The sequence below is a fragment of the Leucobacter chromiireducens subsp. solipictus genome (assembly GCF_016758195.1).
Taxonomy (GTDB): Bacteria; Actinomycetota; Actinomycetes; order Actinomycetales; family Microbacteriaceae; genus Leucobacter; species Leucobacter solipictus.
The window spans coordinates 528204-543199 of the sequence record NZ_QYAC01000002.1; the positions used below are offsets into that span (position 1 = coordinate 528204).

13 protein-coding genes are annotated in these 14996 nt (G+C 69.8%); 8 read left to right on the top strand and 5 right to left on the bottom strand.

All coding sequences use genetic code 11. From position 1 onward, the window contains the following. Window positions 1-2 precede the first annotated feature (2 nt). On the top strand, window positions 3-1616 hold the full coding sequence (locus D3230_RS05770; RefSeq protein ID WP_202344045.1) for an S-layer homology domain-containing protein: 1614 nt from the start codon (window positions 3-5) through the stop codon (window positions 1614-1616). A gap of 144 nt (window positions 1617-1760) precedes the next feature. Here the strand turns inward: D3230_RS05770 and D3230_RS15890 are convergent, their stop codons facing one another. Both D3230_RS15890 and D3230_RS05785 read right to left on the bottom strand, forming a co-directional pair. Beyond that, the gene (locus D3230_RS15890; RefSeq protein WP_237466965.1) at window positions 1761-2768 is read right to left on the bottom strand and encodes a tetratricopeptide repeat protein; all 1008 of its coding nucleotides are present in this window, start codon (window positions 2766-2768) and stop codon (window positions 1761-1763) included. A gap of 9 nt (window positions 2769-2777) precedes the next feature. Then, window positions 2778-4004, bottom strand: coding sequence for a benzoate/H(+) symporter BenE family transporter (locus tag D3230_RS05785; protein ID WP_202344046.1), 1227 nt, complete (start codon window positions 4002-4004; stop codon window positions 2778-2780). Between the two features lie 23 nt (window positions 4005-4027). On the opposite strand from D3230_RS05785, the gene D3230_RS05790 reads away from it, so the two are divergent. After that, window positions 4028-4546, top strand: coding sequence for a helix-turn-helix domain-containing protein (locus D3230_RS05790; RefSeq protein ID WP_202344047.1), 519 nt, complete (start codon window positions 4028-4030; stop codon window positions 4544-4546). A 31-nt stretch (window positions 4547-4577) separates the two neighbouring features. Here the strand turns inward: D3230_RS05790 and D3230_RS05795 are convergent, their stop codons facing one another. Continuing rightward, window positions 4578-5015, bottom strand: coding sequence for an SdpI family protein (locus D3230_RS05795; protein WP_202344048.1), 438 nt, complete (start codon window positions 5013-5015; stop codon window positions 4578-4580). Next, complete coding sequence (locus tag D3230_RS05800; RefSeq protein WP_202344049.1) at window positions 5015-5998, bottom strand: arsenic resistance protein; 984 nt, start codon at window positions 5996-5998, stop codon at window positions 5015-5017. Before D3230_RS05800 ends, D3230_RS05795 begins: the two co-directional genes overlap by 1 nt. Before the next feature lie 231 nt (window positions 5999-6229). On the opposite strand from D3230_RS05800, the gene D3230_RS05805 reads away from it, so the two are divergent. Together D3230_RS05805 and D3230_RS05810 are read left to right on the top strand one after the other, a co-directional pair. After that, window positions 6230-6664: a hypothetical protein gene (locus tag D3230_RS05805; RefSeq protein WP_237466966.1), complete on the top strand. Its 435-nt coding sequence runs from the start codon at window positions 6230-6232 to the stop codon at window positions 6662-6664. Window positions 6665-6753: 89 nt separating this feature from the next. Beyond that, window positions 6754-7488 (top strand): SDR family NAD(P)-dependent oxidoreductase, encoded by a 735-nt coding sequence (locus tag D3230_RS05810; RefSeq protein WP_337249106.1) that lies wholly within the window; start codon window positions 6754-6756, stop codon window positions 7486-7488. 51 nt (window positions 7489-7539) lie between these two features. On the opposite strand, the gene D3230_RS05815 is transcribed toward D3230_RS05810, so the two are convergent. Then, on the bottom strand, window positions 7540-8589 hold the full coding sequence (locus tag D3230_RS05815) for an LLM class flavin-dependent oxidoreductase (RefSeq protein ID WP_202344051.1): 1050 nt from the start codon (window positions 8587-8589) through the stop codon (window positions 7540-7542). A 172-nt stretch (window positions 8590-8761) separates the two neighbouring features. Here D3230_RS05815 and D3230_RS05820 point away from each other — a divergent pair, with 172 nt between their 5' ends. The 4 genes from D3230_RS05820 (at window position 8762) to D3230_RS05835 (ending at window position 14918) form a co-directional block, all read left to right on the top strand. Further along, window positions 8762-9529, top strand: a complete 768-nt coding sequence (locus tag D3230_RS05820; protein WP_202344052.1) for an ABC transporter ATP-binding protein — start codon at window positions 8762-8764, stop codon at window positions 9527-9529. Next, window positions 9526-10920 carry an ABC transporter permease gene (locus D3230_RS05825; RefSeq protein ID WP_202344053.1) on the top strand — a complete coding sequence of 465 codons (1395 nt, stop codon included), beginning with the start codon at window positions 9526-9528 and terminating at the stop codon, window positions 10918-10920. The genes D3230_RS05820 and D3230_RS05825 overlap by 4 nt, the downstream gene beginning before the upstream one ends. A gap of 1149 nt (window positions 10921-12069) precedes the next feature. Then, the gene (locus tag D3230_RS05830) at window positions 12070-13605 is read left to right on the top strand and encodes a leucyl aminopeptidase family protein (RefSeq protein WP_202344054.1); all 1536 of its coding nucleotides are present in this window, start codon (window positions 12070-12072) and stop codon (window positions 13603-13605) included. An 11-nt stretch (window positions 13606-13616) separates the two neighbouring features. Next, window positions 13617-14918: a M18 family aminopeptidase gene (locus D3230_RS05835; RefSeq protein WP_202344103.1), complete on the top strand. Its 1302-nt coding sequence runs from the start codon at window positions 13617-13619 to the stop codon at window positions 14916-14918. Window positions 14919-14996: the final 78 nt, after the last annotated feature.

The window sequence follows — 14996 nt, forward strand, 5'->3', positions numbered from 1 at the left end:
TGATGCCTTTTTCCAGGGCTGCCATATCGAAGGAACTTGTCAGTTCGAAGAAGAACATTGCGGGGATCGCGCTCGCGTGCGCGCTCATCCCCGCACTCACACTTGGCGGATCGGCCGCCTTCGCGGTCGCGGATCCTGAGCTGCCGAGAGCGCCGGTGAGCGCGGAACTCGAGGCACCGGGTGATCTCGAAAGTGGCACCGGGGGCGAAGGGCAGGCGGAAACCACACTCGAGCTTCCTGGCGCAGACGGACTCCGCCTGAGCGAGGAGCCCCTCGAAGCCCCCGCGCTTGAACCGAACGAACGCGCAGGGGCCGCCCCCGCTGATGCCCCGGCGGCAGCCGACACCTACAGTGCCAGCGGGACGATCACGATCCCCGCAGGAATGAAACTGACCAACCCGCCGATGGGCCTGGTGAACGCAGCATACCTTGCCGGGGCCAACACCCCGGGGGCGCGCTGGGTGAATGCCACGCTGGACACCGCGACCGGGGCATGGTCTGCGACGGATGTGCCGTCCGGGGAATATCGGACCTGGCTCGCCGCCAACGGCCACCAACTGTTGCCCGGCAAGGTGACGGTTGCCGGCTCGGACGTGTCCGGGCTGACCACTGAGCTGCAGGTCACGGGGCAGGCGACGCTCGGATTCGCGCTCCCCACCGGAGCAAAAGACAAGATCGATTCGATCTCCTTCACGAACACGGCTACCGGCAAAGCCGTGACCGCGACGGTGATGCCAAACGGACTTGGCCTGCTGTCGAACCCGTTCTCGGATCTGTCAGCCGCCGGAGTGTGCCAGGCAGGGGGCGCTGGGGAACTGTACTGGTGCCCGATTCTGGCACCGGGGAATTACCTCCTGAGCTTCGGACTGAACAACGGCAAGACGGTCTACTACAGCGGAAAGAGCGCGCAGCCTGGCGTCGCTACGGGGACGACCACCAAGGCTCAGGCGTCAACACTGAAGGTCGCGGCTTCCCAGCATCTGCGCCTGCAGCCGATTGACGTCCGTTCGCACTTCGCACCGAAGCCGAAGCCGACGGCCCCGACCTTCACGGACATGAAGCAGGGGGCCCCGTTCTACGCGGATATTCGGTGGCTTGCCGATTCGGGCATCACGACCGGCGTGAAGCAAACGAACGGCAGCTACAAGTTCCTGCCGAAGGACAGCGTGACGCGCGAGGCGATGATCGCGTTCCTGTACCGTGCGAACGGTGTGAAGAATTACACGCCCAAGGGTGCGTCCCCGTTTGTGGACGTGAAGAAGGGTGACCAGTTCTACACGCAGATCATGTGGGCATACGAGAACAAGGTCACCACGGGTATCAACCTGGGTAACGGCAAGCGAAAGTTTGATCCGAAGGCGACGATCACCCGCGAGGCGATGGCCGCGTTTATGTACCGTCAGTACGCGAAGTCGATTCCTGTGGGTTCGGCCCCGCAGAACTTCACGGATATCCCGGCGAACCACAAGTTCGCGAAGGAGATCAAGTGGATGGCGTCGAACAAGATCACCACGGGTGTGAAGCAGTCGAATGGCACGGTGAAGTTTGTGCCGAAGGGGGCGACGAGTCGTGAGGCGACCGCCGCGTTCCTGCACCGTGCGGAGCTGAAGAAGTAACGCGCTCAGCGGTGTGCGGCTGTGGCCTCGGCATGGTGCCGAGGCCACAGCTGTGTGGTGGGGCGGCCTGCTGGATCTGGCACGGGACGCACCCGGCACGCACCCGGCACGCAGCCGGGGCGCGGGCGGGCCGCGCGGCTGGCGCTATTCCGGGAGCGTGAGGTGCAGGATCGGGTAGGGGCGACCGTCGCTGTCGAGCTCGCTCCGCCCTGTCGGTACGAAACCGCGGCTGCGGTAGAACCCGGCAGCCCCGGGATTCTGCTCGTTGACGTCGACCCGGGTGACGCCGTGGCGGGCGATCGCGTCCGCGAGGAGCGCTGAGCCGACACCGCCGCCGCGTGCCGCATCAGATACGAACAGCATTTCGAGGCCGCCGTCCACAGTCCCCGCGAAGCCGACGGGCGCCCCGTCCCGCTCGGCCACGGTGAGTGTGACGGCGGGGAAGTAGGCGGGGGCGAGCTGCGCCTCGATCCGGCGGAAATCGTCCTCACTGAGGAAGTCGTGGGTGGCGCGTACGGCGCTGCGCCAGATCGCCACGAGCGCGGGGTACTCACTCGGGCCGTGCACGGGCCGCAATACCAGCGGCCGAGATCCGGCGCGATCCGACCGTGGCTCCACCGGCACCGGCACCGGCACCGGAGCCGGCACCGGAGCCGACGCCGGATCAGATTTCGCCTCTGCGCTGAGTTCCGCGGCGGAGCGTTCGATCGAGCGTCGGTAGAGCGGCAGGGTCCGTGACAGTGCGGTGAGGGCGGTCTGGAATGCCTCGGCGGGCCGCCCGGCAGACCACTGGGACAGCGCGAGAAACGCCTGGGCCGCGTCGCCCGTGACGGGGTCTGTGCCGAGGCCCTGCAACAGTCGAACCGCCTCCTCGGCCCGCCCGACGTTGCGCAGCGAGCTCGCGAGCTGAATTACCGCCTGCGGACGGCGTTCGCCCGAAAGTCCCTGCACGAGCGCCGCCTCGTACAGCGGGATCGCCGCGTCCTCCCGCCCCAGATAGTCGTGAGCCGAAGCCCACTCGTACACGGCGGCGGGATCGTCCGCGGGGCGTTCCGCCACGATCCGGCGCATGCCGGGGAGCACCTGGTCCGCGGGCATGTCCTCGACGGTGCGCCAGAACGCGTCCACCCGGGCATCCCACTCACCTGTCATGGTCCGAGTTTACGCGGTGTCCACGGGCGTTTCCGGGGCGTCCGTGCGGCGCGGGTGCCCGATCGTGAGTGCCGCGCGCACGAGGAGGCCTGCGGCGAGCGCCCAGAACGCCGAGCTCAGTCCGAGGACGCTGACGCCGGATGCGGCAACGAGGAACGTGACTGCGGCCGGAACGCGTTGCGCCGCAAGCGCGAGTGACTGCGAGAGCGCGGACACGAACGTGGGCAGCAGGGCGACACCGGCGAGCGCGGGCAAGACCCCGGCGGGGCCCGCGAGGATCAGCGTCGCAAGTCCTGGGCTGAGGACCCCCAGCACGATCGAGGTGCTCCCCGCGGACATGCCCGCGATCCAGCGCCGCCCGTGGGGGCCTGCCTCGGGGCCGGCGATCAACGCGGCGCTAATAGCGGCGAGGTTGATGGCGTGCCCACCGAGCGGTGCGGTGAGCACGGTGCCGAGGCCGGTGAGAGTGAGGGGGGAACGCCAGGGGATGGTGTAGCCGAAGCTCTGCATCACCGCGACGCCGGGAATGTTCTGCGACGCCATCGTGACGATGTAGAGCGGGATCGCGAGGCTGATGAGGGCCTGGAGGGTGAACTCGGGGGTGGTCCACTCAAGGCGAGGGAGAAACTCCGCGGTGCTGAACGCGGTGCCCGTGCCGCCAATGTGGAATCCGATCACCGTGAGCGCCGTGACGAGGGCACCGAGGATTGCCCACTGGGGGCGGACGCGGCTGAGGACCAGCCAGACGATGAGGATCGGCGCGACGGTGAGTGGGTGGCTCGCGACGGCGGAGACGGGCGCGACCGCGAGCGGAAACAGAATGCCGGCGAGCATGGCCTGGATGAGGGTGGCAGGAATCCGCTGCACCAGGCGCGACACGACGGGGAAGAGCCCGGTGACGGCGAGGAGGATCCCGCAGACCACGAATGCGCCCACGGCGACCGGCCACCCGCCGGCGACCATCGGCGTCGCCATGAGGAGCGCGGCACCCGGGGTGGACCAGGCCGCGGTCAACGGCATCCGCGTCCGCCAGGACATGAACACGGAGATTCCGCCGCTGACGACCGCGAGGATGACGAGTCCCGACACCGCTTGGGCGTGGCTGGCGCCGGCGGCCTCCAACCCGGCGATGATGATGGAAAACGCGGCGCTGAACGCGACGATGCTGGCCAGGATGCCAGCGCTGATCGGGACGCGAACGGACGCCGCACCTGTTCTTTCTCCCGAACGTTTCATAAACAGAACGTATCATTTGAGGTATGACGCTGCGAGACATCGGGGAGAATCTGCGCGGGATCCGGGCAACGCGCGGGTTGAGCCTGTCGGAACTCGCACGCCTGGCCGGTGTCAGTAAGAGCTCGCTCTCGGAACTCGAAGCGGGAAAACGCAACCCCACCATCGAAACGCTGTACGCCCTCTGCGCGCCCCTGAACGTGCCGATCACCGCGATCCTGGGGGAGACGCCGGGCGTCGACGCAACCACGGACGCCGGGGTGCGCACCATCCTCCTCTCGGTCCGCCGCCTGCCGGATCGGACGGTCGAGGTATTCCGAGTCGAGTTTCCCGCGGGCGGCGGCCACACCTCGCCGGGGCACGGGGACGGGGTGACGGAACACCTGATGGTGATCGGGGGCGCGCTCGGCGTGGGGCCACTCGGTGCCGAGACGGTGGTGCACGCCGGGGAATCAGCGAGCTGGTCGAGTGCCGCGGCGCACCGGTACCGGGTTGTCGCCGGCCCGGGCGAGGGGGTGCTCGTCATCACCACGCCGCGCGCGTGACGTCGCGGCCGACGCGCGTGGGCGCGGGGTGCTATGTCCCGTCGGAGTGCGGGGTCGCGGTCCGCTCGGAGACCGTCCGCTCGGAGACCGCCCGCGCCGCCCGGTTCGCGGCCATCCCGGCGGCAAGGACCCAGGCAACCAGCCACACGGACGACCCGAGAATCCCCGCGGTGATCACCCCGTTCGTGAGGTTCTCCGAGGCGCCCGCCACGGGAAGGAACCCGCTGGCGACGGTGGCCACGGCTCCGATCACGCCGCCCCACCCGGCAACGCGCACCCGCTGCGCGCCCGCGCGGTGGCCGGCGTCCCACGCCCGGTCGGAGGCGAGCGTCCACCGGGTGCGCAGCCCGACACTGTGGTTGCGTCCGAGCGCGCCACGCGCGGAGGCCCGTCCGAGCCAGAGCACCACGAAGCTGCCCCCGAGGAGTACCGCGGCGGAGGCCATGCCCATCAGTACGCTGTCGACCATCACTCCACGGTAGCCGACGCCCGGGTCTGGGGCATCAGCCGCGGGAGCGCCCGGACGAGCACGACCATGGTGAGAAGCTCAATCAGCGTCTGCAGCACGACCGTGAGCGGCGCGATCTCGAAGCCAGCCGGCAGTGCCAGCACCATCGGCAACACCACGAGTGAGTTGCGGGTCACCCCGCTGAACACGACTGCGCGGCGGCCACTGAGATCGAGCCCCGCGGCCCGCGAGACCACCGCCCCGAGCGGAACCATCAGCACCGCGAAGGCGACGAATATTGGGATCGCGGGGGCCAGCGCCCCGAGGTGACCGCGCACCCCGCCGATCTGCGACGCAACGACGACCGCGAGGGTGAGCATCATGAGCGGCACCATGGACTGCGACGCGACGTCTGAGAGGACTCGACCCCAGCGCACCCGCGCGGCGGCGAACTGGGTGAGCGCGGCCGCGCCGAGCGGGATCAGGATCAGCGTGACACACGCCTCGACAAACGGTGCCGGATCGATCCAGCCCATGTGCTCGCCCCCGACGAACAGCCACAGGTACAGCGGCAGCGCGAGCATCTGCGCGAGCATCAGGACCGGGGCGGCGGCGAGTAGCCGATCCTGTGCGCCGCCCGCGAGCCCCGTGAAGACGATCACGTAGTCGATGCAGGGGGTGAGAAGTACGCAGAGCACGCCGATCAGCAGCGCCTGATCGTGCGCGATCCCGCGGGTCAGTGTGAACACCACCACCGGCACGACCAGGAAGTTCAGGGCGAGCACGGCGCCGAGGAAGCGCCAGTCGCGCAGCGCGATCCCGATCCTGCCAAACGGCACTCCGAGGAAGGTGGCGTACAGCAGCAGGCCCAGTGCGGGGGTGACCGCGAGCCCGGCCGGATCGGCAACCCCCGGGAGGAGGAGTCCCGCGGCCGCACCTGCGGCCAGCGCGAGCAGGTACAGCGTGATCTGCCGCCGCTCCATCCACGTCACCGAGGCACTCATCACCCCAGTATGGCAAGGCGGGGACGAACGGAACTGTCGCGCGATCGATCGCGGTGCTTCCCCGGGCCCGGCCCACGGCCATCGCGTGCGAATGCGGCGTCGACTTGGCAGTATGGGGGTGGCTCTGGGAGGCATATCGTGGGGGAGAGAAGTGGTGCGATGCAGTCGTTCGGTGCTTCGCCAGCGCCCCAGCGCGGTGTCGCGCTCCGGGAACGAGTCAGCCTCGGGCTCATGTGTGTCCCGTTCGCCGTGGTGTTCCTGTTTCTGCTGTGCACGCCTGCGGTCTGGTCCACCCCACTCGCAGCCTTCTTCGGCCGCGACGGTGAGGTCGCTCGGTTCGACTCGGGCTGGATCCTCGCCACGTTGGCGCTGCTCGCGGCGGCGCTCTGCGCTTGGGTGGGCATTCTGGGAACCCGAGAACGGTGGAAAGTGAACCGGCGCTGGCAGCGGGGGCTTGTCGGATCGATCGCCGCGACACTCGTCACGGTGCTCCTCAGCGCGTGGTCGATGACTCGTGCGCTCGACTCGGGTGTCCCTCCCCACGTGGGGTTCGCGATGTTTGGCACGATGTGCGCAATGCTCTACGGGGTGCTGTGCGCGGCGCTCTCGCCGCGGGATCTGGCACCCGCCTGGCACGAGGACGTGCAAGACGAGGTCGTCGACTAGGCGAAACCGCGCGTATCCGTTCTGTGGGCAGTGCCTCCGCGGGTCAGATCGCGATCTCCGTGATCGCGCCGCATTGTTACGCTGAGCCGGTGAGCACACGAACGATACTGATCACCGGAGGCACCCGAGGCATCGGCCGAGCGTGCGCCCTCGCGCTCGCCGCGGAGGGCTGCGACCTTGTGCTGGGGTATGCGCACGACACCGCTGCGGCCGCTCGGGTCGAGGCCGCGGTGTGTGCCGCGGGCGTGAGGTGCCGCACTGTGGCCGCGGATCTCACCACTGATGAGGGCATCGACACCCTGTTCTCGGACGCGCTCGCGTGGGCCGGCCGGATCGACGGTGTCGTGAACAATGCCGGGGCTACCCTGCACGTCGGACGGCTCGTGGACACCGCACCGGACACGGTGCGGCGGGTGGTCGAGCTCAACCTCACCGCAGCGATCCTGGTGGCGCGTCGAGCCCTGCAGATCCTTCCCGCCGGGGGCGTCCTGGTGAACATCTCCTCCGGCGCGGCAACCACCGGATCGCCGGGCGAATACGTGCACTACGCCGCCGCGAAGGCGGGGGTCGACGCGCTCACGAAGGGGCTCGCGATCGAGGCGGCGGATCAGCGGGTGCGCGTGGTCGGGGTCGCTCCGGGCACGATCGACACCGAGATTCACGCCGGCGCGGGCGATCCGGATCGGGCGGCGCGGGTCGCGGGGCGGCATCCGATGGGCCGCGCCGGGGACCCCAGCGAGGTCGCTGCGGTCGTGGCGTTCGCGCTCTCGGACGCCGCGAGCTACGTGTCCGGCACCACGCTGCGCGTTGCGGGCGGGGTCTAGCGCACGCATCGGGGCGCGGCGGAGTTCCCTCCGCCGCGCCCCCAAGACGTCCTAGATCGCGTCCCCGACCACGGGTCCCTCAGTGTTCGGCTTCCAGCCGAGCGCCGGGGCGACGTGCTCCGCGAAGGCCTGCATCACGTGCAGGTTGTACTCCGGGCCGAGCTGGTTCGGGATGGTCAGCATGAGCGTGTCCGCCGCCATCACCGCGTCGTCCGCGAGGAGCTGTTCGATGAGCTTGTCCGGGGTGTCCGCGTACGTCTTCCCGAACGTCGAGCGCATCCCGTCGATGATGCCGACCTGGTCCTGGCCGTCGCGCCCACGCAGGCCGAAGTACATCTCGTCCTGTTCGGTCACGATCGGGAACACGCTGCGGCTCACCGAGACGCGCGGCGCGCCGGTGTGGCCCGCGGCCTTGTATGCGGCGCGGAAGCGATCGATCTGATCCTTCTGGAGCACGTGCAGCGGCTCGCCGGTGGCCTCGGTGAGGAGCGTCGAGCTCATGAGGTTGAGGCCCTGGCGGCCCACCTGCTCGGCCGAATCACGCGATCCGGCACCCCACCAGATGTGGTCGCGCAGGGTGGGGGACAGGGGCTCGATCGCGAGGCGTCCGGGCGGGGCCATCTGGGGGTCGGACTCCACGAGGGCCTCACCCTCGATCGCCTGCATGAACAGCTCGAACTTGTCGCGCGCAATGTCCGCGCCGCGCGGATCCTCGGATCCGGTGTAGCCGAACGCCTCGTAGCCGCGGAGCGCCGTCTCGGGGGATCCCCGGCTCACGCCGAGGGCGAGTCGCCCGTCGGCGATGTAGTCGAGTGCGGCCGCTTCCTCGGCGAGGTAGAGCGGGTTCTCGTAGCGCATGTCGATGACGCCGGTGCCGACCTCGATCCGCTTCGTGCGGGCCGCCATTGCGGTGAGCAGCGGCATAGGCGAGGCCGCCTGGCGTGCGAAGTGGTGCACGCGCACGTAGGCCCCGTTCACGCCGATCTCGTCGGCCCCCTCGGCGAGCTCGATGGTCTGGCGCAGCATGTCCCCGGCGGTGCGCACGCGTGACCCGGGGACGGGGCCGTAGTGGCCGAATGACAGGAATCCAAAAGCTCTCATGCAGGGTACAACGGCCCGAGCCAAACTATATTCCCGTGCATATAGATGGGTGCGTCGGCGGCTCGGGATCCGGCGCTGGGCCCGCGGTGCCGCCCGCACGTGGCACCGGGGGACGACCCGGATGGTACCCCTGGGTGATCCCTGGGAACACCCGCGCTCGTAGCGTCGAAGTATGGACATTCAACCGAGCGATATGGGACTGGTGGCGCGCGTGGCGCACCTCAGCAAGCACTACGGATCCGGCGACCACCGGGTCACCGCACTGAACGACGTCTCCATCGGGATCCGGCGCGGCCAGTTCACCGCGATCATGGGCCCCTCCGGATCCGGCAAGTCCACGCTGATGCACGTGATGGCCGGTCTCGACACCGCGACCGAGGGTCGGGTCTGGCTCGGCGACGACGAGATCACCCACCTCGGCGACACCGAACTCACGCGGCTGCGTCGCCGCCGGATCGGCTTCGTGTTCCAGGCCTTCAATCTCGTCCCCACGCTGGACGTCATGGGCAACCTCCGCCTGCCCTTCGAACTCGATGGGCGCGGGGTGCCCCAGGCGGATCGCGAGCGCATCGACGCGCTCGTGCACGCGCTCGGCCTGGCGGGCCGCACGAATCACCGGCCCCACGAACTCTCGGGCGGCCAGCAGCAACGCGTCGCGATCGCCCGCGCCCTCGCGACGCAGCCCGACGTGATCTTCGCCGACGAACCCACGGGCGCCCTCGACTCCCGCACCGGACGCGAGGTGCTCGCGCTGCTGCGCGCCGCCGTGGTCGAACGGGGGCAGAGCATCGCGATGGTCACCCACGATCCCATCGCCGCGAGCCACGCCGACCGGATCCTGTTCCTCGCCGACGGGCGCATCGTCGCCGACCGGGAGGCCATGTCGCCCGAACAGATCTCCGAGGCCATGCTGAGTCTTGAAGCCGCGGCCGCGGCATGAACACCGGGGCAGGAATCCGCGAGCACGGCGCGACCGTCGTGGTCGCCGCGCTCAGCTCTCTCTTCGCCAGCACGCTGATCCTGTTCACCGGGGTGATGTCCGCGGCGCTCGATCCGGATCTCATCGAAAGCTCGGGCACGTTCCGCATGGTGCTGCTCATGGTGTCGTTCGTCTTCATCGTGATCGCCCTCTACGTCGGTTCGATCGTGACCGCGAACACCTTCGCCACGATTATCGCCGGCCGCACCCGCACCATCGCGCTGCTCCGGCTCGTCGGGGCCACCTCGCGGAAGGTCCGTGCCCGGGTTGCCGCCGAGGGGCTCACGATGGGGCTGCTGGGCGGGGCGATCGGCTGGGTGCTCGCCGAACTGTTGATCTTCGCCGCAGTGACCTGGGGTCCCGGCCTCGGCTGGCTGCCCGCCGGGCGCGACTACCCGTTGTTTGATCCGCTCACGCTGGGCTCGGTCGCCGTGGTCGCCCTCACGACCTGGGCGGCGGCCTGGGCCGGATCGCGCCGCGTCGGCTCCGTCTCGCCCATCGCCGCGACCGGGGCCGCCGTGGAGCTGCGCCCCGAGGCCGCCCGGGGCCGCACCGGGCGCACCGTGTGGGCGATCATTCTCGTCATCATCGGCGCGGTGCTGCTTGCCCTCGGCCTCCTGCTCGGCATGCTCACCCCGCTCGCGCTCCTCGTTTCCTTCTTCGGAGGGCTGTTCTCCTTCACCGGGATCGCGCTCGGTGCGCACCTCATCATGCCGCCGATCCTGCGCCTCACCGGGAAACTGCTCGGCCAGGGACCGACCGGACGGCTCGCCGCCGCCAACGCGGTGCGGTTCCCTGAGCGCAGTTCGCGCGCCACGATCGGCCTTGTGATCGGCGTCACGCTGGTCATCATGTTTGCTGTCGCGCTCGAAACATACGGCACCATGACGCTGATCGCGTTCGACAACGATCCCGCGCTGGCCGCCGCTCTCACCGAGACGCTCGCCATTACCACCGCCGTGTTCACTGGACTGGTCGGTTTTTCTGCGATCATCGCCGCGGTGGGCATGGTGAACACGCTGTCGCTCAGCGTGCTGCAGCGCACCCGCGAACTGGGCCTGCTGCGCGCACTCGGCTTCACCGGCGGCCAGGTGCGTCGCATGGTCATCGCCGAAAGCTGCCAGATGACGCTTGCCGCGCTCGGTTTCGGGCTGGTGCTCGGCGTGTTCTACGGCTGGGTTGCGGCGCAGTCGCTCCTCGGGTCGCAGGCGGGGATGGCCCCGCCCACCGTGCCGTGGGTTGTTGTCGCCGGGGTCGTGCTGTTCGGCTTCGTGCTCGCCGTGGGTGCCGCGGTCACGCCCGCCCGCCGCGCCATCCGGGTCTCCCCGGTGGCCGCCCTCGCCGTCGACTAGGGGCAGGGCAGGGCCCGGGTTGTGGCCCGGGGCCTCCCGGGCCCGGGCCTTCTGGTCCGGGCCTCCCCGGCCCGGGCCTTCCCGGACGGGGCTTTCCCGGTCCGGGCCTTTTGGTCCGGGCGTGCTGGGCCCGGGCTTTCCCGGCCTGGGCCTTCCCGGACGGGGCTTTCCCGGTCCTGGCCGTCCTGGTTCGTGCCGGTTGTCACGGCCCACCGCCTCGTGCCTCGTCTGCCCGCCAGTCACGAAACCCTCGGAGATCCTTCGGTTTCGAGTACCGCTGATGCGCATCGCTCCTGTGGATTCGTGAATCTCCTGCGCGTTGGTGAGGGGCTGTGGGATAGGGCCGGTTGGGTGATGGACGGGTGGGGCCGGGATCCCGGGGTCGCTGGGGGAGACACAACCGGTAGGGCCGAAATGCCGGATCGGGTGGGGGAGTCGCAATCGGTGGGGTTGGCAGCCACGGCGCACCGCTCCGCACCCCGCTCTCCCCTCGTCTGCCCCGGCAGTCACGAAACCCTCGGAGATCCTTCGGTTTCGGGCATCGTTGAAGCGAATCGCTCCTGTGGATTCGTGAATCTCCTACGCGTTGGTGAGGGGAGCCGTGGAATAGGGGTGGTTGGGCGGTGGACGGGTGGGGTCGGGATCCCGGGGTGATTGTGGGAAGTCGCAATCGGTGGGGTTCGCAGCCACGGCGCACCGCGGCGCACCGCACCGCACCTCGCTCTCCCCTCGTCTGCCCCGGCAGTCACGAAACCCTCGGAGATCCTTCGGGTTCGGGTACCGCTGAAGCGAATCGCTCCTGTGGAATCGTGAATCTCCTACGCGTTGGTGAGGCGGTCCTGCGCCGTTCGTGCTTTGGGGCTGTGGCCGGTGGGCCCAAGGTCGGGCCGAGCTGGGGCCGGTCGACAGTGGTGCCGTCACCGTTGCCTAGGAGATTCACCGAAGTGCGGCATCGCTGATGCGAATCGCTCCTGTGGATTCGTGAATCTCCTGCGCGTTGGGAGGTGGGGTCTGGTGAACGGGGCCGGTGAACGCGTGCGGGCGCGACGGGGTCCCCGAACGCGGCTGGGCGCGACGGGGTCTCGTGAACGCGGTCGGGCGCGCGGGGATTCCCGGGCGGGGCCGCGCGCGCAGGGATAGGCTGGAGCAATGAGCGTTGTGATTGACCCCAGTTTCGATCCCGTCCCTTCTCTGAGCCACACGGTGGAGGTGCGCGTCGCCGATGCGGCCGCCGTCGCTGCGGCTCCGGCGCGCGCGTGCTTCGTGCCCGCCGAGGGTGAGCTGCCGGCCTGCGATTGCCTCGCGGGCATGACCCGTGACGCGCTCGCCGCGGCGGGCTTCACGGGCGGCAAGAATCAGACCCTCGTGTTGCCGGGCGCGCAGCTGTGCGTGCTGGTCGGTACCGGCGCCGGCTTGACCACGAGCGCGGCCCTGCGCGATGCGGTCGCCGCGTTCACCCGCGCGGCACACGAGTCGCCGCGGCTCGCGGTCGATCTGAGCGACGCGATCGCCGCCGGGATCGCAGCGGATGAGGCTGCGCTCGCCGCAACGGAGGGCGCGCTCCTGGCGCGCTACCGCTTCGATGCCCTGAAGAGCGAGGCGAAGACCGTCGAGCTGACCGAGCTGGTGCTCGGCGTGCCCGCTGAGGCCACCGAGTCCGCCGAGGCCGGTGTGGCCCGCGGTCGTGTGCAGGCCCGCACGGCGGCCCTGGCTCGCGACCTTGCAAACACCCCGCCGCGGCACCTGAGCGCCGAGAAGTTCGCGAACGTGATCGAGCGCCTCGCCCCCGACTTCGGCCTCACGGTCGAGGTGTTCGACCGGGCACAGCTCATGGAGCTCGGCACCGGCGGCTTGCTCGGCGTCAACGCGGGCTCCATCGAGGAGCCCCGCATGATCAAGGTCAGCTACCGCCCGGCCGACATGGACGGCCACCTCGCCCTCATCGGCAAGGGCATCATGTACGACTCGGGCGGGATCAGCCTGAAGCCGTCGAACGCGATGCACGCGGCGATGAAGTTCGACATGATGGGTGCCGGATCGGTGTTCGCCTCGATGACCGCGCTGCGGGATCTGGGCGTCACGACCGCGGTGACCGGCTGGCTGATGTGCACCGACAACATGCCCTCGGGCAGCGCGACGAAGCTCGGCGACGTGCTCACGATGCGCGGCGGCAAGACCGTCGAGGTGAAGAACACGGACGCCGAGGGCCGCCTGGTGATGGCCGACGGACTCGTGCTGGCGACCGAGGACGCGAGCGTGGCGGATCGTCGCCCCGACGCGATCGTCGACATCGCGACGCTCACCGGCGCCGTGCAGATGGCGCTCGGAACCCGCACCGCGGGCATGCTCGCCAACAACGACGAGATCGCGGCGCAGCTGCAGGCCGCGGCGGACACGACGGACGAGAACATCTGGCGCTTCCCGCTGGATCGCCGCTACCGTGACCAGCTGAAGTCGAACGTGGCGGATCTGTCGAACATCGGTGGCCAGTACGGCGGTGTGATCCTCGCCGCACTGTTCCTCGACGAGTTCGTCGACGGCACCCCGTGGGGTCACCTCGACATCGCGGGCACGATGCAGGCGGAGAGTGACGATCTGTGGCGCTCGGTCGGGTCGACGGGCTTCGGGGCCCGGCTGCTCGCGCAGTTCGCCGACGACTTCGTCGCCCCCACCTCGGGGGAGTAGTCGTGGCCGGTCTGCTGCGCGATCTCGACGCCTACATTCGGGAGTTCGCGGACTTCGTATCCGCGTCGCCGACCTCGTACCACGCCGCCCGTGAGGTTGCCGCCCGGCTTGCCGCGGCGGGCTTCACGGATCACGCGGAGGACGCGGCCTGGCCCGCGGACGCCGCGCACGGCAGCGGCTTCGTGGTGCGCGACGGTGCCGTGATCGCGTGGCGGGCCGGAGCCGGCGTGAGTGCGACGAGCCCCGTGCGGGTGCTCGGCGTGCACACCGATTCGCCGGGCTTCGTGCTGAAGCCGCAGCCGGATTTCCGTGCCGACGGCTGGGCGCAGGCCGGGGTCGAGGTCTACGGCGGCCCGCTCCTGAATTCCTGGCTGGACCGGGACCTCGGGATCGCCGGCCGCGTGGTGACGCGCGACGGTGTCGAGCACCTGGTCCATACGGGTGCCGTGGCGCGGATCCCGCAGCTCGCGATCCACCTGGACCGCGAGGCGAACTCGGGCCTGACGCTGAACAAGCAGCGGCACACGCAGCCGGTGCTCGCGGTCGGTGCGGGGGCTGAGGGAGTGACCGTTGCCGGGCTGCTCAGCGACGCCGCGCGGGCTGCCGGGGACGCGGGGTTCGCGCCGGAGGACATCGCGGGCGTCGACGTGCGGCTCTTTGACACGCAGCCGCCTCAGCGGATCGGCGCGGTCGCGGAGTTCTTCGCGTCGCCGCGCCTCGACAACCTCAGCTCCACCTTCGCGGGGCTCGCTGCGTTGCTCGAGTCGGATCCCGCTGCGGGGACCATCTCGGTGCTCGCCGCGTTCGATCACGAGGAGCTCGGCTCGGAGACGCGATCCGGCGCGGCCGGACCGTTCCTCGCCGACGTGCTGGAGCGGTTGCGCGCCGGACTGGGTGCGGGTCGAGACGAGGCCGCGCAGGCGATGGCGGGCTCGTGGTGTATCTCCGCGGACGCAGGACACTCGGTGCACCCGAATTACCCGGAGAAGCACGACCCGAACGTGCGTCCGCTCGCCGGGCGGGGGCCGATGCTGAAGGTCAACGCGAACCAGCGGTACGCGAGTGACGCCCACGGGGCGGCGCTGTGGGCGCGGGCGTGCGCGGCGGCCGAGGTCCCGACTCAGGAGTTCGTGTCGAATAACACGGTGCCCTGTGGCTCGACGATCGGCCCGATCACCGCCACGCGGCTCGGGATCCGGACCGTGGACGTGGGGGTCCCGCTGCTGTCGATGCACTCGGCACGCGAGCTCGCGCACGTCGCCGATCTGCACGGCCTGGCACGCGCGACGGGCGCGTTCTTCGCGGGCGCCTAGATGTACTGACCCGGAGGGTTGTTGACATAGGAGAGACCTTCGTTGTCGAGTTGGAGCTGTCTAGTTCCCCTGCTCGTT